16 protein-coding genes are annotated in these 21,974 nt (G+C 71.1%); 5 read left to right on the top strand and 11 right to left on the bottom strand.

Annotated features, from left to right (window positions below; translation table 11 throughout):
- Positions 1-58: 58 nt before the first annotated feature.
- Positions 59-2,947: a YhgE/Pip family protein gene (locus IEW87_RS14340; protein WP_188713070.1), complete on the bottom strand. Its 2,889-nt coding sequence runs from the start codon at positions 2,945-2,947 to the stop codon at positions 59-61.
- Entirely contained in the window at positions 2,944-5,685 is a 2,742-nt protein-coding gene (locus IEW87_RS14335) for an MMPL family transporter (RefSeq protein WP_188713069.1), read from the bottom strand. Before IEW87_RS14335 ends, IEW87_RS14340 begins: the two co-directional genes overlap by 4 nt.
- Before the next feature lie 65 nt (positions 5,686-5,750).
- Between IEW87_RS14335 and IEW87_RS14330 the strand changes: the two genes are divergently transcribed.
- A complete protein-coding gene (locus IEW87_RS14330) occupies positions 5,751-6,422 on the top strand; it encodes a TetR/AcrR family transcriptional regulator (protein ID WP_373285136.1) in 672 nt (223 codons plus the stop codon).
- On the opposite strand, the gene IEW87_RS14325 is transcribed toward IEW87_RS14330, so the two are convergent.
- Positions 6,407-7,393 (bottom strand): o-succinylbenzoate synthase, encoded by a 987-nt coding sequence (locus IEW87_RS14325; protein ID WP_188713067.1) that lies wholly within the window; start codon positions 7,391-7,393, stop codon positions 6,407-6,409. The genes IEW87_RS14330 and IEW87_RS14325 overlap by 16 nt on opposite strands.
- Before the next feature lie 151 nt (positions 7,394-7,544).
- Between IEW87_RS14325 and IEW87_RS14320 the strand changes: the two genes are divergently transcribed.
- The 4 genes from IEW87_RS14320 (at position 7,545) to IEW87_RS14305 (ending at position 12,948) form a co-directional block, all read left to right on the top strand.
- Entirely contained in the window at positions 7,545-8,000 is a 456-nt protein-coding gene (locus IEW87_RS14320; RefSeq protein ID WP_188713066.1) for a hypothetical protein, read from the top strand.
- Positions 8,001-8,170: 170 nt separating this feature from the next.
- On the top strand, positions 8,171-8,758 hold the full coding sequence (locus tag IEW87_RS14315) for an RNA polymerase sigma factor (protein ID WP_188713065.1): 588 nt from the start codon (positions 8,171-8,173) through the stop codon (positions 8,756-8,758).
- A gap of 18 nt (positions 8,759-8,776) precedes the next feature.
- Positions 8,777-10,393, top strand: coding sequence for a S8 family peptidase (locus IEW87_RS14310; RefSeq protein ID WP_188713064.1), 1,617 nt, complete (start codon positions 8,777-8,779; stop codon positions 10,391-10,393).
- On the top strand, positions 10,390-12,948 hold the full coding sequence (locus IEW87_RS14305; protein WP_229731223.1) for a CHAT domain-containing protein: 2,559 nt from the start codon (positions 10,390-10,392) through the stop codon (positions 12,946-12,948). The genes IEW87_RS14310 and IEW87_RS14305 overlap by 4 nt, the downstream gene beginning before the upstream one ends.
- Here IEW87_RS14305 and IEW87_RS14300 read toward each other — a convergent pair.
- The 8 genes from IEW87_RS14300 to IEW87_RS14265 are packed head-to-tail and all read right to left on the bottom strand — an operon-like array spanning position 12,945 to position 21,962.
- Complete coding sequence (locus IEW87_RS14300; RefSeq protein ID WP_188713063.1) at positions 12,945-13,382, bottom strand: FAD synthase family protein; 438 nt, start codon at positions 13,380-13,382, stop codon at positions 12,945-12,947. The genes IEW87_RS14305 and IEW87_RS14300 overlap by 4 nt on opposite strands.
- Entirely contained in the window at positions 13,379-13,891 is a 513-nt protein-coding gene (locus tag IEW87_RS14295) for a serine acetyltransferase (RefSeq protein WP_188713062.1), read from the bottom strand. Before IEW87_RS14295 ends, IEW87_RS14300 begins: the two co-directional genes overlap by 4 nt.
- On the bottom strand, positions 13,888-14,796 hold the full coding sequence (locus tag IEW87_RS14290; RefSeq protein WP_188713061.1) for a glycosyltransferase family 2 protein: 909 nt from the start codon (positions 14,794-14,796) through the stop codon (positions 13,888-13,890). The genes IEW87_RS14295 and IEW87_RS14290 overlap by 4 nt, the downstream gene beginning before the upstream one ends.
- A 1-nt stretch (position 14,797) precedes the next feature.
- Entirely contained in the window at positions 14,798-15,703 is a 906-nt protein-coding gene (locus IEW87_RS14285) for a glycosyltransferase family 2 protein (protein WP_188713060.1), read from the bottom strand.
- Positions 15,700-16,986 carry an O-antigen ligase family protein gene (locus IEW87_RS14280; RefSeq protein ID WP_188713059.1) on the bottom strand — a complete coding sequence of 429 codons (1,287 nt, stop codon included), beginning with the start codon at positions 16,984-16,986 and terminating at the stop codon, positions 15,700-15,702. Before IEW87_RS14280 ends, IEW87_RS14285 begins: the two co-directional genes overlap by 4 nt.
- A complete protein-coding gene (locus IEW87_RS14275) occupies positions 16,976-18,346 on the bottom strand; it encodes a GumC domain-containing protein (protein WP_188713058.1) in 1,371 nt (456 codons plus the stop codon). The genes IEW87_RS14280 and IEW87_RS14275 overlap by 11 nt, the downstream gene beginning before the upstream one ends.
- 32 nt (positions 18,347-18,378) lie before the next feature.
- The gene (locus IEW87_RS14270) at positions 18,379-19,095 is read right to left on the bottom strand and encodes a CDP-alcohol phosphatidyltransferase family protein (RefSeq protein ID WP_188713057.1); all 717 of its coding nucleotides are present in this window, start codon (positions 19,093-19,095) and stop codon (positions 18,379-18,381) included.
- Positions 19,092-21,962 carry a fibrinogen-like YCDxxxxGGGW domain-containing protein gene (locus tag IEW87_RS14265; RefSeq protein WP_188713056.1) on the bottom strand — a complete coding sequence of 957 codons (2,871 nt, stop codon included), beginning with the start codon at positions 21,960-21,962 and terminating at the stop codon, positions 19,092-19,094. The genes IEW87_RS14270 and IEW87_RS14265 overlap by 4 nt, the downstream gene beginning before the upstream one ends.
- Positions 21,963-21,974 lie beyond the last annotated feature (12 nt).

Genomic DNA, 21,974 nt, shown 5'->3' with positions numbered 1-21,974 from the left:
CCTTCGTTCAAGAACGAAGGTGCTTTTGCGCGACCGGAGCAGGGCACCCCGCGGGCGGTCAGGCCGCAGCGAGGGCGACCGGAGTGGTGGTGCGCCGGGTCGCCGTGACGAGGGTCGTGGCGGCGAAGGCCAGGACCGCCCACGTCACGAGCGCGGCGATCGCGCCGCCGACAGCGGATCCGGTGGTCGGCGCGAGTAGCGCCTCGAGCGCGGGCGCGGTCGGCAGGATCCCCGCGAGACCCACGAGGACGCCCGGCACGGCCGAGACGATGCCGACCGCGACGGCGAGCGCGCCGGCCATCGCTGCGATCCACCGGCCGATGCCGCCGAGGGCCGCCGCCAGCGCCTGGTGCACCGCACTGAAGGCGACGCCCACGAGAGCGGAGATCCCGATGAGGGCGAACGACGTCGCGGTCGAGTGGTCGCCCACCCACACGAGGATCGCTCCCACGAGCAGACCCTGGACGAGGCCGATGAGGCCGCCGGGGAGGAAACCACGCGCCGCGAGGGCGACCGACGAGCGCCGCGACGTCAATGTGGCGGCAGTCACCGGCCGCACGGCGAGGAACGTCGCCAGGCCGCCGAACCACAGCACGATCGCGGCGAGCAGCGGGACCGCGCTCGCGCCGAACATCGACAGGCCGCTCGAGGAGGACGTGACCGGCTCGCGCACGTTCGCGGCGACATCGGACGCCTCCTGGTCGGTGAAGGTGGGCAGCTGATCGACCGCGGTGCCGAGACCGTCGCCGAGTTCGCTCACCCCGGTGCCCAGCTGGCCGATGCCGTCGCCGAGGTCCGCTGCTCCCTCCGAGAGCGCGGATACGCCCTCGCCGAGCGCCCCGGCCCCGGAGGAGGCTTCGCGCGCGCCATCGCCGAGGGCGGCGATGCCGTCCGCGAGCGAGTACGTTCCGGTCGAGGCCTCGGTCGCGCCGGCCGCAAGCTGCGCCGCGCCCCCGCTGAGGTCGCCCGCTCCCGTCGCGAGAGCCGCCGCGCCGTCCACGAGCGCGGGCGTGTTCCCGGCGACCTGCGAGAGCCCGCCGGCGACCTGCTGTGCGCCGGGGGTGAGCTGCGCGGTGCCGCCCGCGAGCTGAGACGTTCCATCGGCGATCTGCGCCGCGCCGTCGGTGACCTCGGTCAGGCCGGACCCGAGCTGCGCGGCCCCGTCGGCGACCTGGCGTGCACCCGGGGCGAGCTGTTCGGCACCGTGTGCGAGGTCGGTCGTGCCGCCAGCGACCTGGCGTGCGCCCGGGGCGAGCTGCGCGGCCCCATCCGAGAGTCCTGCCGCCCCGTCGGCAACCTGGCGTGCGCCGGGGGCGAGCTGTGCCGCCCCGTCAGAGAGTTCCGCCGCCCCGTCGGCGAGTTGACGCGCACCCGGGGCGAGGTCGGCGGCGCCGGCTGAGAGCTCCGTCACGCCCGTCGCGACGCCGCGCGCACCCGGAGCGAGGTCCTCGGCGCCCGCGGCCAGCCCGGCGGTGCCGTCGGCGACGCCCTGCGCGGATCCGACAAGCTGGCCGAGCTGCTCGCAGAACTCCAGCGTCGCGCCCGCCTGGTCGCAGGCGTCGGCGAGTTCCGCCAGACCACCCGCGAGCTGGCCGGCGCCGCCGGCGAGGTCGTTCGCCCCGGTCGCCAGTCCGTCGACGCCGTCGGCGACCTGGGTCGCCCCGCCCGCGAGGTCATTCGCGCCGGAGGACAGTCCGTCGACGCCGTCGGCGATCTGCGTCGCCCCGCCCGCGAGGTCATTCGCGCCGGTCGTGATTCCGTCGACGCCGTCCGCGACCTGACCGGCGCCGCCGGCGAGGTCGTTCGCCCCGGTCGCCAGTCCGTCGACGCCGTCGGCGATCTGCGTCGCCCCGTCCGACAGCTGCCGCGCCCCGGTCGCGAGCTCGGCCGCGCCGTCCGCCACGTCGGCGGATCCGCCCGCGAGGCCGGGCTGGTCGTCTGATCCGTTCATCGCGCCGGAGATGTCGCCGAGCGCCGCCACAATCGAAGCCGCACCCTGCGCGAGCCCCGGCTCGTCGCCGGACCCGTTCAGCCCGACGTCCACGGCAGCGACGCCGCCAGCGACCTGCGTCGCGCCCTCCGCGAGCGGGGAGATGCCAGCGTCGAGCTGCCCGAGGCCATCGCGCAGTTGGCTCGCCCCGCCCGCGAGCGCGCTCGATCCGTCCGCCACCCCGGCCGCGCCGTCCGCCAGCGCAGCGGTGCCGTCCGCGAGTTCGCCCGCGCCCACAGAGGCATCGGTGGCCCCGCCTGCGAGCTGCGAGATCCCGCCCGCGAGCTCCCCGGCGCCGTCCGCGAGCTCGCCCGCTCCGCCCGAGAGCTCCTCGGCCCCGTTCTGGGCCTCGCCCGCGCCGTCCGCGAGCTGTGTCGCCCCGTCCGACGCGTCGCCCAGCTGTGAGCCGAGGTCCGTGAAGCTGACGAAGACGTTCTCGAGCGTCGCCTCGGAGAGCATGGCGCTCATCTCGCCCGCGGCGACCGTGGAGACCTGCTGCATGATCGCCTCGTCGAAGATCAGCGCATCGCTCGCGGTGTCGACGTCGATGGTCGCGGTCGAGGGATCCTCCTCGCCCTGAATCGCGTTTGCGGACGACATCGCCGCGGTGCTGAACGACTCGGGGATCGTCACGATCGCCTGATAGGTGCCGTCGGCGACGCCGTCAGACGCGTCCTGTGCGTTCGAGATCACCCACTCGATGTTGCTGTCGACGTCGTCGGAGCCCTCGACGAGCCCCGCCGCGAGCTGGCGGCCGAGCGGTGTGAGCCGACCGTCGATCTCCACGCCGTCGTCGAGGTTCACGATGGCCGCGGTCATGTTGTCGAGGCGACCGGTCGGGTCGTCGAGCGCGGCGACGAGCACGCCGCCGACAACGGCGGGCAGCGCGACCAGGCCCGCGATCGTCAGCCAGGTGACGGGGCGCTTCGTGGTGGGGCGTTCGAGGGAGGTTGTCATGCGATCACCTCGGAGGGACGGGCCGCGGCGTGCGGCGTGGCATCGAGAACCGACGCACCGGACCAGCCGGCGTCGTCGAGGAGGTCGGTGGCGCGGGCGGCATCGGCCGCGGTCGCGACGACGGTGAGGGATCCGGTGGACCGCTCGCGGGCCGCGCTCAGGGCGGAGAGGGAGGCCGCGGAGGCGCGATCGAGGCCGCTCACGGCGACGATCGTCGCGGATCCGGAGAGCGCCTCGGCGAGAGCCGATTCGGGATCCGGAGAGTCGTCGAGCAGCGCGACGCCGACGTGGGCGCGTACCCACGATGCGCGTCCCGGCAGGAGATGACCGGCCACCCGCAGTCGACTGTCTTCGTCAGTCGTGATGCGTCCGGCGAACGCGAGCAGCGCGGCGCGGGAAGAACGCGGATCCGTCGCCGTGATCACGAGGGCGTCGCCCGGCTCGACGCGCGCCTGCAGGTCCTGTACGAGGGCCTCGCCGTCCGCGGTGATCGTGACATCCTCGGCGGCGAGCACGGAGCGCGAGTCCGGCTCGGGCCAGTCGGCCAGCCGGTCTTCGCGCTCGACGGCCTCGCCCTCGATGTCGAGGCTCGGGAGGCGGCGCGAGAGCCAGGCCGGCATCCACCACGCGTGTTTCCCGAGCAGTGCCATGACGGCGGGCACGAGCGTCATCCGCACGAGGAAAGCATCGACCGCGATGCCCACGGCGAGCGCAAGTGCGATCGGTTTGATGTTGATGTCGCCCTCGGGGACGAACGCAGCGAAGACGGCGAACATGATCACGGCGGCCGCCGTCACGACACGCGCCGATGCGGCATAGCCCGTGCGGATGGCATCGACGGCGACCTCGCGCGTCGCCGGTCGGCGGCGGATCGCGTGCACGTAGTCCTCGCGCATGCGCGAGACGAGGAAGACCTCGTAGTCCATCGCGAGCCCGAACAGGACGCCCATCACGACGATCGGCATGAAGGCGATCACCGGGCCCGTCTTCGTGACGTGCAGCAGATCGGCGCCCCAGCCGAACTGGAACACCATCGCGACGACGCCGAACGCCGTGACGATCGACAGCAGGTACCCGACGGCGGCCTTCAGCGGCACCCAGATCGAGCGGAACACGACCATCAGCAGGATGACGCTGAGGCCGACGACGAAGATTCCGAAGGGGAGGAGCGCCTGCCCGAGCTTTGCCGACACATCGATCGCCACCGCCGTGAAGCCGGTGACGGTCAGATCGACGCCGTACTCGTCGAGCCACTCGTCGTGGTGATCCCGCAGTTCGTGCACGAGCTCGCTCGTGGCCGGATCCGACGGCCCGGTCTCCGGGATGATCTGCACGATCCCCGTGTCCGCCGTCTCGTTCGGTGTCGCGAGCGCGACCTCCTTCACCCCGTCGAGACGCTCGACCTCGTCCGCGAGATCCTCCATGAGGCCGAGAGGGTCGGTGCTCGTGATGATGGAGCCGGTGAGGATGAGTGGGCCGTTGAAACCCTCGCCGAAGTGCTGATCCGTGAGGTCGTACGCCTGGCGCGCCTCGCTGTCCTGCGGGAGGGACCCGGCGTTCGGCAGGGCGAGGCCGAGCTGCGTCGCCGGCAGCGCCACGACGCCGAGCCCGACCACGACCGCGATCGTGGTGACGACCGGGTGTGCGGTGACCGTCTTGACCCACCGCTGCGAGAAGCTGGCGTGACGCACCTTCTGCGGGCGCTCCTTGCGCGGTCGGCCAGCGGCGCGGTGGCCGACGAAGCGGAGCAGAGCCGGTGTCATCGTCACCGCGATCGCGACGGCCACCGCCACGGCGACGGCCGCGGCGATACCCATGACGGTGAGGAACGGGATCCCCGCGAACCCGAGCCCGACGAGGGCGATGAGCACCGTGACGCCGGCGAACACGACCGCGCTGCCCGCGGTGCCCGTCGCGCGCGCCGCCGCGTCCTCGGGATCCATGCCCCCGCGCACCTGGTCCTGGTGGCGGGCCGCAATGAACAGCGCATAGTCGATACCGACGGCCAGACCGAGCATGAGCGCGAGCAGGGGCGTGGTCGAGCTAACCTCCGTGAACGCCGTGACCGCGACGACGCCGAGCATCGAGACGCCGACGCCGATCAGCGCTGTCACCAGCGGAAGTCCGGCCATCACGAACGAGCGGAAGGTGACGATGAGCACGAGAAGTGCGATGAGCACGCCGACCGCTTCCGTCGCGCTGATCGCCGGCAGCTCCGTGCTGAACAGGTCGCCGCCGAGCTTCGTCGTCGACCCGTCCGGCAACTCGTCACCGAGCTCGTGCACGCGCTCGGTGATCGCGTCCTTGACCTCGTCCGAGATCGTCGTGGCCTGACCCTCGAGCTGGAGTTGCACGATCGCGGCGGTCTCGTCGGTTGAGACGAGCCCCTCGACGACCTCGTCGTACGGTGAAGTGGCATTGGACATCGTCTCGAACTCGCTGAACTCGTCGACCGCCGTCTCGATGGGATCCCGATAGGAAGCCGCGTCGACGCTGTCGCCGTCGGCGGCGACCACGATGATCTGTGCCGCCGTGCCCGACACCTGCGGGAAGGTGCGCTCGAGCTGCTCGATTCCGTCCTGTGCCTCGGTGCCGGGGATCGTGATCGAGTCGTCGAAGCCCTTGCCGAGCCCGAGGGCGGCGCCGCCGGCGACGAGCAGCAGCAGGATCCAGGATCCGATAACGCGCCAGGGGTTGCGGAAGGACCAGCGTCCGAGGGACGAGAGCAGGGTGGACACGGGTGGGGGCCTCCGGAGATCTCGATACAGAAGTGTATCCAGTACGAAAGTGTATCGTAATGGTCGTGTCTGAACGCCCCCCTGTGGATCCGCCGCAGCCCGCCACGCGTAGCCGCGCCGCCACGCGCGCGCGCCTGCTCGCCGCGGCGTCCGAGGTGTTCGCCGAGGTCGGCCTCGGCGAGGCGTCCGTCGAGCGCATCTGCGACCGAGCAGGCTTCACGCGCGGGGCGTTCTACTCGAACTTCGCCTCGAAAGACGAGATGTTCCTGGAGCTGGCGGGCGAGGTCGCGCGCGAGCGCGTCGCCGGAGTGCGGGTGCGCGTCGCGGATCTCACCGCCGCGGATCGCTTCGATCCGCAGGCGACGGATGCGAGCGTCATCATCCGAGCGCTCGACGTCGTCGGCGATGACCGGCACTCGACCCTGCTCATGCACGAGATCAGCATCAAGGCCATGCGTGATGCGGAATTCGCGGTGGCCTATCGGGCACAGGAGGAGGAGATTCTCGCGGAGGTCGTGCAGCTGATGGACGACATCGTCGAGATGAAGGGTCTCGCGCTGCGCGCGGATTCACGTGCGGCGGCGGTCATCATCCTCGCGGTGTGGACGGATGCGGCCACGCGCGCCGCAGTCTCGGGGCTGGACGCTGCCGCGGCGACCGAGATGCGCACGCGGAGGCTCAGCGGGGTCGTCGAACTGCTCCTCGAGCGCCCGAACGCGGCTCAGAGCCGCGCGTAGCAGGAGCGAATCCGCGACTCCCACCACGCGCGCCGCTCGGGAGTCGCCGCGGTCTCCGCGAGCGCGTCGAGAGAGGGGACGAGGCGCTCGACGCGGATCCGTCCGTCCGTAGGGACGAGCGCGGGGGAGACGACGTCGCGGGCGAAGAGCGCCCCCGTGCCGAGGCCGCAGTCGTGCTCGAGTGCGGGCAGCGCGGCGGCGAGGTGCGCGCCCTGCGCGAGGCCGATGCTCGTGTCGAGTGCCGACGAGACGACGGCGGGGAGCCCGGATCGCTCGACGATGTCGAGGGCATCACGCACGCCTCCGAGCGGCTGCGCCTTGATGATGACGATGTCGGCGGCGCCCGCCCGGGCAACGGCAATCGGATCCTCGGCCTTGCGCACCGATTCATCGGCCGCGATGGGGATGTCCCACTTCCGCAGCCGCCAGCGCACCTCAGCGAGTTCCTCGACGCTCGCGCACGGCTGCTCCGCGTACTCGAGGTCGAACTCGGCAAGCGCGTGGAGGGCGCGCTCGGCCTCGTCGACGTTCCAGCCGGCATTCGCGTCGACGCGGATCCGACCCTCGGGTCCGAGCGCGTCGCGCACGGCCGCGACACGCGCGATGTCGTCATCGAGCGTCTGCCCCGACTCGGCGACCTTCACCTTCGCCGTGCGGCACGGACCGTAACGGTCGAGGATCTCGGATACCCGGGCGGCCGTGACCGCCGGAACGGTGGCGTTGACGCCGATGTGGGTACGGTGCGGCGTCGGTTGCGGGTTCCAGGCGAAGTCGATCGCGGCGCGCAGCCAGGTCGTGGCCTCGGCATTGCCGTACTCGACGAACGGCGAAAATTCCGCCCAGCCCTCCGGGCCCTCGAACAGGGCGGCCTCGCGGTGATCGACGCCGCGGAAGCGTGTGGTCAGGGGAAGGGCCACGACGTGCAGCGTCTGCATCACATCGGCGACAGGGGGCAGCGGCGGCAGGGGCATGGCCCCATCCTGCCTTGCGTGGAAGCGATTCGTGCGGATGCCACCGTTCACCGGCGCGAGTTGATACGATCTGCCGTAAGCGGCACTGACGCCTCTGCGCACACCCCCCGGCGTGGCAGGTGGCGGTGCCTCGAGCAGGGAGTGCGGACGCATGGCTGAACACGACGAGGCAGTCCTCCTCGATGCGCTCCGCGAGATGTGGGAGTTCTCGGACCCCGTTCCCGTGACCCTCGCGGACCGCATGGTTGCCGCGGTTGCCGTGGATGACCTTTCGCGAGATTTCGCGCTCCTCGATCTGCTCGAGGTCCCGGAGCGCGCGCCGGTTCGTGCGGCGGCGGATGAGAGCGTCCTCCAATTCGGCGACGGCCACGCGAATGTGCTCGTGCGCGTGACATCGCGTGAGGGCAGGTGTCGGGTGGACGGGTGGTCGGATCCGCCCGTCGTTGCGGCACGCCTGGCGCAGGCCGAGCGTGAGTGGGAGGCCGACGTATCGAACTCGGGGCGCTTCACGTTCGACGGCGTCGCGCGCGGCCGGACCCACCTGCGGATGGCGGTGCGCGGCGCCGACCGGATCCGCGAGGTCGCCACCCCGTGGTTCGAGTTCTGAGGTAATTGTCAGACCGACTCTTTACGGGCAGGCATTCGATCGCTAGGATAAGCCGATGATGGGGCCCTGAAAATGGCGTCAGGGCCCGTATCCATGGCGGATCGTGCAACTACCCTGAGTGCGGCAGAGGCCAGAGCCTGAACTTCCCCGAGGGTGTTCGAGGAACATCGATGACTGCATTACCGACTTCTGGCGATGCCGCGCACTGGTTTGCGCGATGGCGCGATGGCGACGCGCGCGCGATGGACGAACTCGTGCGCGAGATGACTCCCGTGCTGTGGCACATTGCGCGCTCGTACTCCGTCTCGGCGTCGGTCGCCGAAGACGTCGTGCAGTCGACGTGGCTCGCTCTCGTGCGCAAGCACGACATGATCGAGGATCCCGCCGCCGTGGCGGGATGGCTCATCACGACGGTGCGCCGCGAAGCGTGGCGCGCGGCGGGGCGCGCCAGGCGCTCCGTGTCAGAGGACGACCTCGAACGAAGGCTGCCGCCCGCTGCTTCCGTCGAGGAGGAGATCGTCGTGCGCGAGGAGGAACAGCACCTGTGGCGGGCCGTGCATACGCTCGACGATCGTTGTCGGCGCCTGCTACGCGTCGTCGCGTTCTCCGTGCGGCCCGATTACGAGAACCTCGCCGTGGAGCTGGATATGCCCGTGGGCAGTATCGGGCCCACACGGCGCCGCTGCCTGACGAAGCTGAAGAAGCTGCTGCAGGAAAGCCCCATCGACTGCGATCCCGCGTCGACACGAAGTCAGTGACGCGGAGGAGCACCACGCATGTCCGATGAAACCCCCGAACCGAAGGGATGGGACTGGCAAGATCGCGCGTCGGGGTCGATCCCGGCGGGAAAGGTGCTCGACCCCGAGGTCGATCCGATCGACGGGATCCGGGCCTACCCGACGGTGTATCGCTCCGACACCCTGTTGCTGACGTATGTGCCCGGCGAGGCCGCCGAGGTGCTCGAACTGACAGCGGACGCGGCGAGCGCCTTCGGCTGGGACGTGTCGGTCGAGAGCCTCCTGGGCGACCCGCTCCCGCCCGGCGACGCCCCGCCCCCGCTGCTCCCGGACGCCCCGGGTCTGCTCGGAAGCGCGGGCGTGCTGCGCCTGCGGATCGCGACGGCGCTCGACCCGAACGCCGCCATCGTGCCCGGCGCGCCCGACGCCTGGCGGGTGCTGCAGCGGACGAGGCGACTCGCGCAGGAAGCGGGCGTCGCGCACTGGGCGGTCCCGTTCCTGGGGCTCGAACACGTGCTCTCGGTCGATCCGGTGGGCCTGAACCCCTTCACGACGACGAACCCGTTCACCCGAACGAATCCCTTCACGCGCACGAACCCCTTCGGCGCCGAAGACTATCTGCGGCCCGGCCGCGGCTCTCGACAGCCGATCGCTCGACTCGGCGCCGGGCCGCTCCGCGGCAGCGAGCCGAAGCGCGCCCGGCGACGTCCCGTGGTCGGGATCCTCGACACGGGGTGCGGCGTGCACGAATGGCTTCCCGAGCAGATCGTCCGGCGGCGTGCCGAACTCGACGGCAGGCCCATCGGGCTCACGGACGACGCGGATCCGGAGGTGTACGCGGACCTCTACGGGCAGCTCGATGGCGAGATCGACCCGGTAGCCGGGCACGGTACGTTCATCGCCGGGATCGTGCGCCAGCTCGCACCTGACGCCGACCTGCTGTCACTCCGCCTCGCGAATGCGCTCGGGACCGTGGACGAGGGAGACCTGCTGCAGACGGTCGCCGACGTCGTCACGCTCCTGCAGCGCGAACGCGACGGTCACGATGACGGCGTTGCGATCGATGTTCTCGTGCTGTCGCTCGGCTATTACCACGAGACGCCGGAGGACGGCCTCTATTCCACGACGCTCTCGGATTTGCTGCGCGCTGCGCGCGAGATGGGGTGCACGGTGGTGTGCTCGGCGGGCAACGACGCGATCGATCGGCCGACGTTTCCCGCGTCGCTGTGGGCGTGGCCGGGGGCGGACAACGGCATCGCGCAGGACAAGGCGGCGTTGCACGTCGCCGTCGGCGCGCTCAACCCGTCGTCCGACTCGGTCGCCCTGTTCTCGAACGTCGGGCCGTGGGTGACGACATACGCTCCGGGCGCGGCGGTCGTCAGCACGACGCCCGACTTCGACGGCGGCCGGCAGGCGGCGTCGTGCGACGATCGCTACGGCCGACATCGCGCGACGCTGGGCCCCGACGACTACCGCGGCGGCTTCGCGGCGTGGAGCGGCACCTCCTTCGCGGCGCCGTATGCTGCCGGACTCGTCGCCGCCGCGCTCGGAGACGTGCCCGCTCGTGCGGAACGCGCGCAGCAGATCAGCCGCGCACGGAAGGCCGCGAGATCGGCCCTCGAAACGCTTGCGTCTCACGACGGGTCACGACGATGACGATGGAGGTGACGACACCGACCACGGGCGCTCCGCGGTCCGACCACGAAGCGAAGCGCACGTCGTTGACGGCCGAGGTGCTGCACGCGCGCGGACTCGAGGAGGGCAATCGCCTGCACTTCGCGCGCGCTGAGCGCACCTTCCGTCTCGCGCTGGCGCGCGCGCGCAGCGACGACACGCGCGCTCGCGTCAGCGGGTCGCTCGCCTACGTCGTCGCGCGCCGCGGTGCGGCTGCCGAGGCGGAAGCTCTGTGTCGCGAGGCATTGGCGCTGCGCGAGCTCACGGCGGAGACGCGCGGCATCGTCCTCGGACAGTTCGGCGCCGTGCTTCTGGATGCCGCACGCCTCGACGAGGCGCGCGCCGCGCTCGACGAGGCCATCGAGAAGCTCGCGGACCTCCCCGAGCTGCTGGGGAACGTGCTGCTGAATCGGAGCGTCGTGGCGATGCGCGTTCACGACACCGACCTCGCCCTGAAGGACCTGGCGGCGGCCGCGTCCTGTTACAAGGCGACCGGTGACGAGCTCGGACAGGCTCAGGCCACCCACAACCTCGGCTACGTGCTTCATCTCGCGGGCGACATCGTCGCGTCGTTGCGGCTCATGGCGGAGGCCCGGCCCGTCGCCGCCGCGGCATCGGCCGTGGCGCAAGCTGTCTGCGACGCGGACCGGGCGGAGGTTCTCCGCGAGGCCGGCGCCACCATCGAAGCCGAACGCGTGCTCCGTGATGCCGCGCGGGTTTTCGGCGCCGAGCGGATGTCTCAGGCGCGCGCCGAGGCGGAACTGCAGCTATCCTTCTCCCTCCTCACCCACGATCGCCGTGAGGCTCGCCGCGTGGCGCGCGCCGCCGCGAAGCGCTTCCGCAAGCTGGGCAGCGAGGCATGGGCGGCGCGCGCCGACGCGGTCGCCCTGCGTGCCGCGCTGGCGGGTGACGACGCACGCACTCGAGCGGCGGCGCATGACCGGGCGCCCGGCGCGCGTCGGGCTCTCCGACGCTTCGGCTACACGAGCGAGTCGCGCGCGCTCGCGTTTGCAACCGCCGCGGCGAGTTCACGGATGCGGCAACCTCCGGCCCGACTTCCCGCGCGCCGCCACGACGACCCGCTCGACGTGCGGCTGCTCGCGCACGAGGCGCATGCCGCGCGGGCGACGGCGCGCGGAGACGACGCGGGCGCCCGTCGGCACGCAGCCGCGGGGCTCGCGGAGCTGTCGGCGTGGCAGTCGTCATTCGGCTCGCTTGACATGCTCTCCTCCGTCGCGATGCACGCGTCCGGCGTCTTGATGGAGGGGGTCGCCGGCGCGCTTCGCTCGCGGCGGCCGGACACGCTCTTCGAGTGGTCCGAGCGCGCTAGACACTTCACCCAGCAGGTCACGCCGGTGCGCCCGCCGCCGGACGCCGAGCTTGCCGCCGACCTCACCGAGCTGCGGGTCCTGCGCAGCGAGCTGTCCGGAACCGACTGGTTCGCCGACAGGCGAGTACGTGAGTTGCGGTACCGGATCGCGGACAGGCAGTGGACGAACACGCCGGGATCCGTGGGGCCGCGCCGTGCGAGCCTCGACGAGGTGCGTTCGGAACTCGACGACGACACGGCGATGCTCGCGTTCGTCTACGTCGCGAACCGCCTCTCCTGTCTCGCCGTGAACGGCCGGGCGGCGCCCGTCATTGTCGACTTGCCGTGGGAGCGGATCCGCGCCGCGACGAAGGGCATTCACACGGAGCTCGAAGCCGCGGCCGTGATGAGCGGCTCGGCCGCGCGTCTCGTGCGTGCGTCGCTCGACGAGCGCCTCGGTCAGATCTCGCGAATGCTCGTCGAACCCGCGCTTGCGGCGGTGGGCGCCGCGCGGCGGGTCGTCATTACGTCTCCCGGGGAGCTGCGTCGCGTGCCGTGGATGATGCTCCCGGAGCTGCGCGGCAAAGTGGTCACCGTCTCGCGTTCCGCGTCCCGATGGTTCCACGCGCGGACGCGTGAGGAGCGCGCGGCGAATCCTGTTCCCGGCTTCGCCGTGGGGCCGGACGTGGCACGCGGTGCGGAGGAAGCAGAGCGCGGAGCTGCTGCCTGGCGGGCGGCGGCCGAGCGGCGTGAGCCCGGATCCGGGCTCACGTCCGTACGGATGCTCAGCGGCGACCGGGCGGGGACCGCCGACGTCGCCGCCCTCGCAGACGACGTGGATGTGCTGCACGTCGTCGCGCACGGAGAGCACGCCGCGTACGCGCCCATGCTCTCCGGCCTGACACTCGCGGACGGCACCCTGTTCGGCTACGACATCGACCAGATCCCGCGCGCACCCGAAACGGTTGTGCTGTCGGCGTGCGAGGTCGGACGCTCATCGGTCCGCTGGGGGGAGGAGGCGGTCGGTATGACGCGCGCGTGGCTGCACGCGGGATCGCGCAGCGTGATCGCCTCGCCCGTGATCGTCGCCGACGACATCGCCTGCGAGCTCCTCGGCGTTCTCCACGAGGGCCTCGCCGCGCGACTGGAACCCGCTGAGGCGCTCGCCATGGCGACGGAGGAGACGGGCCTCGTCACGCCCTTCGCCGCGTTCGGAACCGGGTTCTAGACGAGCGCCTCTCGGGGCGCGGCGAGAGCGTCGAGCGCCGAGCGCAGCCGAGTGCTCGACGTGTGCGCCGTGTAGGGGAAGTACACGATCTCCACGCCGACCTCGGCGAAGCGCCGCTCGAGCGCGACACCCTTCGGAGTGCCGCGCCAGTCGTCCCCCTTGAAGAAGTGAGTGAAGCCCACCTCACGCCACGTGTCGAGCTTGTCGGGAACGGTCTCGACGTGCACGTCGTCGACGTACCGGCAGGCGCCCACCATCTCGGCGCGTTCCGCGGTGGGGATCACGGTGGCGGTGCCCTTCACCTCGAGAAGCATCTCGTCGCTCACGACGCCCGCGATCAACACGTCGCAGCGCGCCTTGGCGTGCCGCAGGAGATTGAGGTGGCCGACGTGGAAGAGGTCGAACGCACCGGCGGCGTAACCGATGCGGGTCACGAGCGGCCACCCCGAACGGCGGCGTGTTCACGGACCTCGGGCCGCGGCGAGTACACCACAGCTCCCGGGGGGACGTCGCGCGTCACGACCGCGTGCGGTCCGATGCGAGCGCCCTTCCCGATCGTGACGGCGCCGATGACCACCGCACCGACGCCGAGCTCGACGTCGTCTTCGATCACGGGACAGTCGTCGGCCGTGCGGCGATTTCCAAGGGTGACGCCGTGGCGCAGCATGACCCCGCGACCGATGACGGTCGCGGGGTTCACGACGATGCCGATGCCATGACGCAGGCGCAGGCCGGCGCCGATGCGCGTGGACGGCGGCAGCTCGATCCCGAGAATCCATTCCGTCACGAGCTTGTAGCCCGCCGCCGTGACGAGATACGCACATCGGGCGAGGAGCCCGGCGTCATCCCGCCACCGCTGGCACGAGCGGAACCAGCGCAGGACGAATCTGCTCTTGACGTACCCGCGGTTCGCGGCGCGGTCGGCGCGGAGCGTCTCGTTCACGTCGCCGCTCCGATGAGGCCGGGGGTCGCGTCCGTGCGCTGCCACAGCCACTCGGCGCGCGCCGCGAGTCGACGCAGGAGCGCGGCGCGGGCGGGAAGAGGAACGCGTCGGACGGCGGATCGAAAGTGACGATCGAAGTCCGCCATCCGCGCGAGCTTCGCTCCGCGGGTCAACGGGGCGACGGCGAGCGACGAGATGCGCATCTGGGGCACTCCGAGCAGCCGCTCCGAGAGCTCGGCGAAGGCCTGCTGCGTGCGGTCGTCCTGCCATGACGACATCCGCCAGCCGTCCGCGGCTGTGACCTGATCCGCGTGCACGCGATACACCAGCCCCGGAGTGGCGAGCCGCCGCATGCGGGCGCCGCGCGACTGCAGGCGCAGCCACAGGTCGTAGTCTTCGCTCGGCACGGCGCGGTAGCCCCCCGCGTCGACGATGGTGGCGCGCCGCGCTGCCATCGTCGAGTGAGCGACGGGGTTCGTCAGCAGCAGGTGGAAGCCGAACTCGCCCGCGCCGATCCCGACCGGCCAGGCGGGGCGCGGCACGCCGGAGCCGTGCTGCGTGGCGACAGTCGTGAACACCGTATCGGCCGTCCGCAGTGCACGCATCTGGCGGTGGAAGCGGCCGCGGATCACGACGTCATCCGCGTCCATGCGCGCGACGAACTCGCTGTCGGTGGCGTCGAGGAGCGTGTTGAGCGCGGCGGAGAGCCCGCGACCCGGACAGGAGATGACGCGCAGGCGCAGATCGTCGATGCCCGCGAGGACCTCCGGCGTACCGTCGGTCGACGCATCGTCGCCGACGATGAGCTCGGCATCGTCCGGAAGATCCGCGAGCGTCGACCGCACGGCGTCGCCGATACTCGTGCTGGCGTTCCGAGCGGGGAGGAGGACGGAGAGGCGGGGCATGTCACACGCCCCGTCCACGCGCATTGAGCGCCGCGATGACGCGGCGACCCGACAGGATCCGCAGGCTCACGATCAGCGCGAGGTACGCACGCAGCTGCCGCCAGTCGTCGCGAAGGGCGCGTCCCGCCCAGGTGCGGGCGGAGCGGTGTTCGCCGAGCGCACCGTGCGCGAACGCGATCTGGCCTTCGATGCGCGCGCGTCCGACCGGGGCGGTCGCGAAGCCGGCATGCTTGTCGAGCAGGTAGCCGAGGCCGTCGGCCACGCCGCGCCATCTGTCGGTGAAGTACGACGACCGATCCCAGTGGACCAGCGTGAGTGGCTCCGGTACGGCGACGATGTCGCCGAGCTGGGCGGCGCGCAACAACAGGTCGTAGTCCTCCCCGTACGACGCTGGGAGGTCCTCGTCGATTCCGCCGAGTCGTCCGCGGGCGTCGGCCGTGCGGAACAGGAACGACGAGGGGTGCAGCTCCGTGATGCGGGAGCGCAGCAGATCCTCGTGCGTGGCGCGCGCCGGCGACGGGCGGTCGTGCGCCCCACGCGTCGTGAGCACGCGGATCCCGGTGGCGACGAGTGGCACGTGAGGGTCGTCGAGGAGGGGGAGCTGCGCGGCGAGCTTGCCGGGGAGCCACTCGTCATCGTCGTCGCAGAAGGCGACATAGTCGTTCGAGGCGGCCGCGATCCCGGTGTTGCGCGCACCGGCGAGGCCGCGCGTGCGGTTATTCGGCAGCGTGCGGATGCGATGGCGTCCGGCGTCCAGATCGGCGAGGGACTCCACGGCAGATCCGTCGAAGACGACGATGATCTCGACGGTCACGTCGGAGGACTGGGCGAGGACCGAGGAGATCGCGCGGCGCAGCAGCTGCGGCCGATCCCGGGTCGGGATGACGACGGATACGTGCGTGGTCATGATGACCTCTCTAACTGTGTGTCGTGCGGCAGAACCGCGGCGGCGGGGAGGAAGGCGAGCATGAATCCCGTCGGGAGCGCGCCGTAGTAGAAGACCTCGACGAGCAGGACGACCTGGACGATGTGGATTGCCGAGATGCGTCCGCGTGCCGCGCGAGCGGTTCTCCACGCGAACCAAGCGAGAGCGGCGAGGAAGACGACCAGGGCGGGGAAGCCGTGGGAGAACATGACCATCCACACGTGCCCCTGGGTGCCAGCAGACGGCGCCCCCTCCGTCCACGACGGGCGCGGGGCGCCGAAGCCGAACAGCGGCGAGCCCAGAGTGCGGACGAAGGTCTCCTCGTACAGGTGCGCACGGTCCTCGGTCGAGGAGCTCGTTTCGACGCGTCCGAGGACGCGGTCCGCGACGTTGAGGGTGACCGCGGCGGCCATCCCGGCTGCGCACACCAGGACGAGGCCGACGAGCGCGCGGTGTCGGCCGGCGATGGCGGCGCGCGCGACGGCCGTGACCGCGGCCACCGCGAGCCCGAGGAACATGCCACGATTCAGCGTGAACACCGCGGGGACGATCGAGATCGGCAGCGCGACGAGCAGCCCGACGAAGCGGAGGTCGCGCCGCATCCGGGACATGTACTCGAGCACGAGCGGCAGCAGCAGCGAGTAGGCGAGGCCCCAGCCGTTGGTGTAGAGGAACGGGGCGGACGGCCGTGGTTCGAGCACGGCCCAGGCATCGGGATTCCACTGCGTGGTACGGCGCACGACCATCTCGCCGATCAGCTCGTTGGACAGGAGCGCGTCCGGGAGGATGTACGCGAGTGGGGTGCGGAACGAGAACTCCGGTGCCACGATGCCGAGCAATCCGCCGGCGACGACATACAGCCAGAAGACGGTCAGGAGGCCGAGGATCCACCCGGCCGTGATCGTCCGCCGGGCGTTGAACACGTAGATGACCGCGACGGTGACGGCTGCGTACTGAGCGGCGCGATACACGAACCCGATGAGGCGACCGCCGGTGTCGATTCCGATCACCGAGATCGCGACGAACACGAGAAAGAGCAGCCAGACGCCGAATCCGCGCGGCAGGCGAACGTCGCCGCGGCGCGCCAGAAGAACGACCATGACGCCCGCGAGCGGAATCCAGACCATATCTGCGGCCCCGCTCGCCCACCACAGCGGAAACGGCGCGAACATCGCGGTGACGGGCCACCGGGGCAGTTCGCCGCGCGCGTCGCGGGGGTGGGATCGCGACCGACTCGCGATCGCGAGGGGGGAACTAGCGAGCATCGGCGAGCACTCGCAGTTCGGGGCGCAGGTGACGAAGGACGGGCCGCCCGGTCGACGCCGTGACGAGACGGCGTGCTCCGCGCAGGCGGCGATAGACGACGGTCCCGAGGAACCGGACGCCAGCGTGGTGGAGCTCGTCGAGCACCGCGCGCGTCGTCGTGCTCGTCGTCGTCCCTTCCCGCGCGACGAGAATCGCGGCGTCTGCCTGCCGGACGGCGGCCAGCAGCTCCGCTTGCCCGTCCGAGGTGGCGTACGGCGTCACGATCACGACTCCGTCGCCATCGAGGTGCGCAGCGTCCGGCATCCCGGGGTCGGCGAGGCGCGCGCGTTTCCCGGTCTCGGCGAGTGTGGCGACCAGCTCGGCGGCGGTCCCGCACGCGACGTCCGCATCGTCGATTACGAGGAGCCGCCGAGTTGCCGGGAGGTTCGCGATGATGCGTTCGCGAATTACGGCGAGGTTCTCGGCGTCGGCATCGGAGAGCGGGGGACGTGCGGAGGGGTTCTGCATGCGCGCGAGCACCCGTGTGCCGGTCGCGCGCGCGATCTCGGCGGCGGTGCGCAGGCGACGGTCGCGCGGGTCCCGGACGAACGCGAGGAGCATTCCCAGCGCGAGACCCCCGCCGATCCCGGTCGCGACCGCGATCTTGCGCGACGGTGCCACTGTGACGGGGTTCTGCGCGGCGCTCGTGAGGACGCTACCGCCCGTCGTCACGAGGCTGCTGAGCGACGTGCGTTCGGACAGAATCTGGGTGAGCTCCGCGAGGATCTGTTCGCGGTCGCTGGCGGCTTGCGCCTCCTGATGCGCGGAACCCGCCGAGGCGAGCGACTCATTGACCTCGGCGAGATCGGCGTTGAGTGCGTCGACGCGTTCCGTGAGGTTCGCGACGATCGCATCGCGGCGCAGTTCGGCCTCATCGCTGCGGTAACCGAGGTAGGTCGACGTCACGGCGTCCGCGTGAGCGATGGCGTCCTCCCGCGTTGCCGCGGTGGCGTAGACGCGGGCGATCGTGCCGTCCTCGGAGATGGTGACGTCGATCGCCTCGTGGAGCGCGCCCGCGGTTGTGCCGTCGTCGAGTTCGGAGGCGGTGCGACGCGCGACGACATACGAGCTCGCGATGGCGGCCTCGGTGGCGTCGTCGAGCAGTCCGGACGCCGCGCGCTGCGGGCTGAACGGCTCTGTCGTGATGACCGACAGATTCACCTGCGTCATCGCCGTGATGCGGTCGGTCGTGACGAGCAGAAACCCGCCCGCGACGACCATGCCGAGAAGTGTGACGGCGACGATGATGCGCCACTGCCTCGCGAGGACGCGAAGGTGATGATCGATTCCGATGGTGGTGGTTGATTCGACGTGTGACATGACGTCTCCCCTCTTGGTGATTCCGGCTCTCGTCAGACGAGTCGCCGATGTTTCCGGCGCAGTGACGCCGCGGTGTGCACGAGGTTCGCGGCAAACAGCAGCGCGTACAGCGGTGCGAAGGCCTCGGTTCCCCAGAGTGCGAACGCCCAGCAGAGCGTCCCGGGATCGACGGGGAGGAGGACGAGCGACTTGACGCGCCCACTCGCCTCGACCATCGATCGGCCGTGCCTCGCGGAGAGCTGCTCGGCGAGGATCTGGCTCATGAACTGCCCGGACGACAGCAACGCGTAGGCGAGGGCGATGGCCATCACCCACACCTCGTCCGGGCGGTGCAGGTAGTACGCGATCGCGACGCCCGTGTGGATCAGCGGTGTGCGGAACGCATCGACGACGTGATCGAGCCATTCGCCGGCCGGTGCGGCGGATCTCGTCAGGCGCGCGACCTGCCCGTCCGCCGAGTCGAGGACGTAACCGGCCGCCAGGAGGATCGCGGCGGCAACGCCGACAGCGAGGCTGAGTGGGACGAACACGAGCACGGCGATGCCGGCGACCGTGAGCGCCGCGCTGAGGAACGTGACGGCGTTCGGGGTCACCCCCCACGCAGCGGCGAACGGGGCGACGCTCCGGGCGAGGCGCCGGTTGATCCATCGGGTGTAGGCGGGAACGCCGGCGCCGCTCTTCTGTGCCGCGCGGAGCTCGGCGCGCAGCTCGTGCACGCGGTTCCGCCGGGTCAGGGTGACGCGGGTCATGATGCCATCACCGTCATCTCGAAGCTGTGGCTGACGGCCGATCGGTAGTTCGAATGCACCTCGACGGCGACCGTGTGTGAGCCGACGGTCAGACCGTGCACGTCGAGCTCGACGAGGTTGTCGGGTGCGGCCGACGTCGACACGCTTCGGTTCGCGCGCGTGGATCCGGTGACGGGGCCGTCGTCGATGTTGTCGCGCAGCACCTCGTCTCCGTCGATGTAGACGACGACGCCGTCGTCGGAGCGGACCGAGAGCTGCACCGACGCGGTGCCATCGGGCACCTCGAACGTCGCGCGGTGGTAGCTCGTGACGGGGCGCGGGCTGAGCGCGCGGTCGAGTTGCGTTTCGATATCGCTCGTTCCCCACCCGATCGGCGCGGCGCCGAGCGTCCACCCGGAGTCGTCGAACTCGGTCGTGTTCCATCCATCCGCGACCGCGTCGTTCGACCAGAAGGATGCCCAGGTCGCGCCCGGCGCGATGAGCGCCGATGCCGCGGGTTCGGGCTCCGGCTCCGGCTCCGGATCGGGATCGGGTTCGGGTTCGGGTTCGGGTTCGGGGTCCGGCTCGGGATCCACGGCTGCTGTGACGGGGGGTGTCGACGCCGAACGGTTGCCGGCCTCGTCGACCGCGCGCACCGCGTACACGGTGTCGGCGGGCGCCGCGGCAAGTTCGGCGTGCGTGTCCTCGACGGTGGCGACGACGCGGTTCGCGCGCAGCACCTGATAGGCGCTGACGCCGCGATCGTCGGTGGACGCGTTCCAGCTGAGCGCGACGGCATCGTCCGTGGCCTGCACCTGGAAGCCCTGCGGGGTCGAGGGGCTCGTCACGTCGGACGTGCGGTGTCGCACGAACCCGCCGGACCATTGGCGCACGTATCCGCGACGCGTGGAGTAGCGCAGGTCGCCGCCCTGCCAGAGCGTGCCGACGGAGTCGACGAACAGCGCCCAGGCGCCAGCGCCCGCGCGGGTGTCGAAGTTGCCATTGAAGGAGGGCAATCGTTCGCCGGTGGCAGCGCTCCACGCGCCACTCGCGTAGATCGCCTCAGCGTCGGTCCACGCCGAACCGATGGACGGCCACTTCGTGGCGCCGGAGTAGCTCGTGCCGAAGCAGTGGCAGCCGGCGTAGACGGCCGCACCGTCGGAGGCGATTGCCTGGAAGTCTCCGCCGGGGAGGGTGATGTTCGCGCTGAGCATCTCGAAGGTGTCGCGGTCGTAGCTCATCAGCGAATGCTCGGCACCGCCCAGCCAGACGCGATCGCCGACTTCGAGCACCGCCTGCTGGTACCCCTGTCGTCCCTGGTCGCGGTTCGAGAACACGACCGGCCACTCGGTGAGTGATTCGTCCGTCGCCGAGATCGCGGCCGCCTTGTCTGCGGTGCGACCCTTGGACTGGCTGAAGAACCCGGCGGCGTACACGCGGTCGCCGCGGTCCGACGCGTCGATGCTCATGACCGTGCCGTTGAACTCGGGGTTCCAGGAGTCCGGTGCGCCCGAGGCGGCGTCGAATCGCGCCGCGCCGCGCGTGTACGCCTGAGGGCCGCCGTCCGACGTCGCGTGCGTGAAGCTGCCGGCGACGTAGAGCCAGCCATCCTGCGCATCGAGCGTGCGCACGGAGGGGACGCCGCCCGACAGGTAGTTGATGAGGCGTCCCGTGAAGGCGGTGTCGACCTCGCCCGTCTGCGCATCGAGGACGACGAGACCGGGGTGCTCCTCGCCATTGACCTCGGAGAAGAATCCACCCGCCGCGATTCGTCCGTCGGGAAGGGTCGCGAGCGCCTTGACCTGGTTGTCGAACGTGGGGCGGAACGACGAGTTCCATTCGCCGCTGTCGCGCTCGAACGCCGCGAGGTAGGCCTGGTCGGTGGCGTCCTGTCCGCCCGCCGACCGTTGGACCGACGTGAAGTTCCCACCGACGAACACGGTGTCGCCGCTCTCGGTGAACGCCGAGACCTCGTTGCTGCCTTCGCGCGACGCCGGGCCCGCGCCGAGCCCGGCGACGCCCCACGGCTGCGGGAGCGCGAAGCTCTCCGCGACGCTGACGCCTGTCGCCTCCTCGGTACCGCCTGCCGGAAGAGCGCCGTAGACGTCTTCGCTGAGGATCCGTGGTCGGATGAAGACCTGGGTGAACGGGCGCGCGTAGCGACCGCCCTCCGAACTGGCCCAGAGATGACTCGTCGCCGCTGGCGATCCGGTGACGTCGCGGCCGAACCCGAAGCCCATCGCCCACCCCTCGGCGGCTCCGGTGATCGTGCGCACGCGCTCGATCCCGTTCCCGGTTCCGAAATTGCTGGTGGTGCCGCCGGAGATGACGGTCCCGTCGAAGGAGGCGGTATCGATGCGCTGGTCGTTGTTGAACTGCCACGTCCAGCCGTCGCGGGGGCTCTCGAGGTGGAACCGGACGTCCTGCCACGCGGTGCCCTCGCGGTTCGTCGCGCGCGTGAGCCGGATCCCGTCGACGAGGTCGTCGATCCGCCCGCCGTCCGCGAGCCCGTCGATCACGTCGGCGGCGAGCTGTCGCGGGGTGAAGGCCGCCGGTCCCGAGACGTGATCGCTCACCTGAGCCGGAGTGCCTGACCCCAGCATCGACTCTGACCAGCGCTCGCGGCCGCGACCGACGAGCGCCCAGCCGCCGCCGTCGGTCTCCTGGTCGCAATAGAACCGCTCTGCGGACCCCAGCGTGGGAGTCGCGATCCAGTACACGTCGCTCGGTGCGTCGGGAGTGAGCTGCGCGATCTCCCAGCAGGAGGCGGCGGCGGTGGCCTCGGTGAGGCCGTCGGGCGTCGGGAGCTGTTCGGTCGTGGCCGCAGGAAGCATCGCGGCGAGCACGCCGACCGCGGCGAGCACTCCGAAATGGGGGCGAAGGTTCATGGTCATCTTCTC

This window comes from Microbacterium faecale (genome assembly GCF_014640975.1).
Taxonomy (GTDB): Bacteria; Actinomycetota; Actinomycetes; order Actinomycetales; family Microbacteriaceae; genus Microbacterium; species Microbacterium faecale.
Note: the sequence above shows the minus strand (reverse complement) of the source record. Positions and strands in the feature narration are given on the sequence as shown.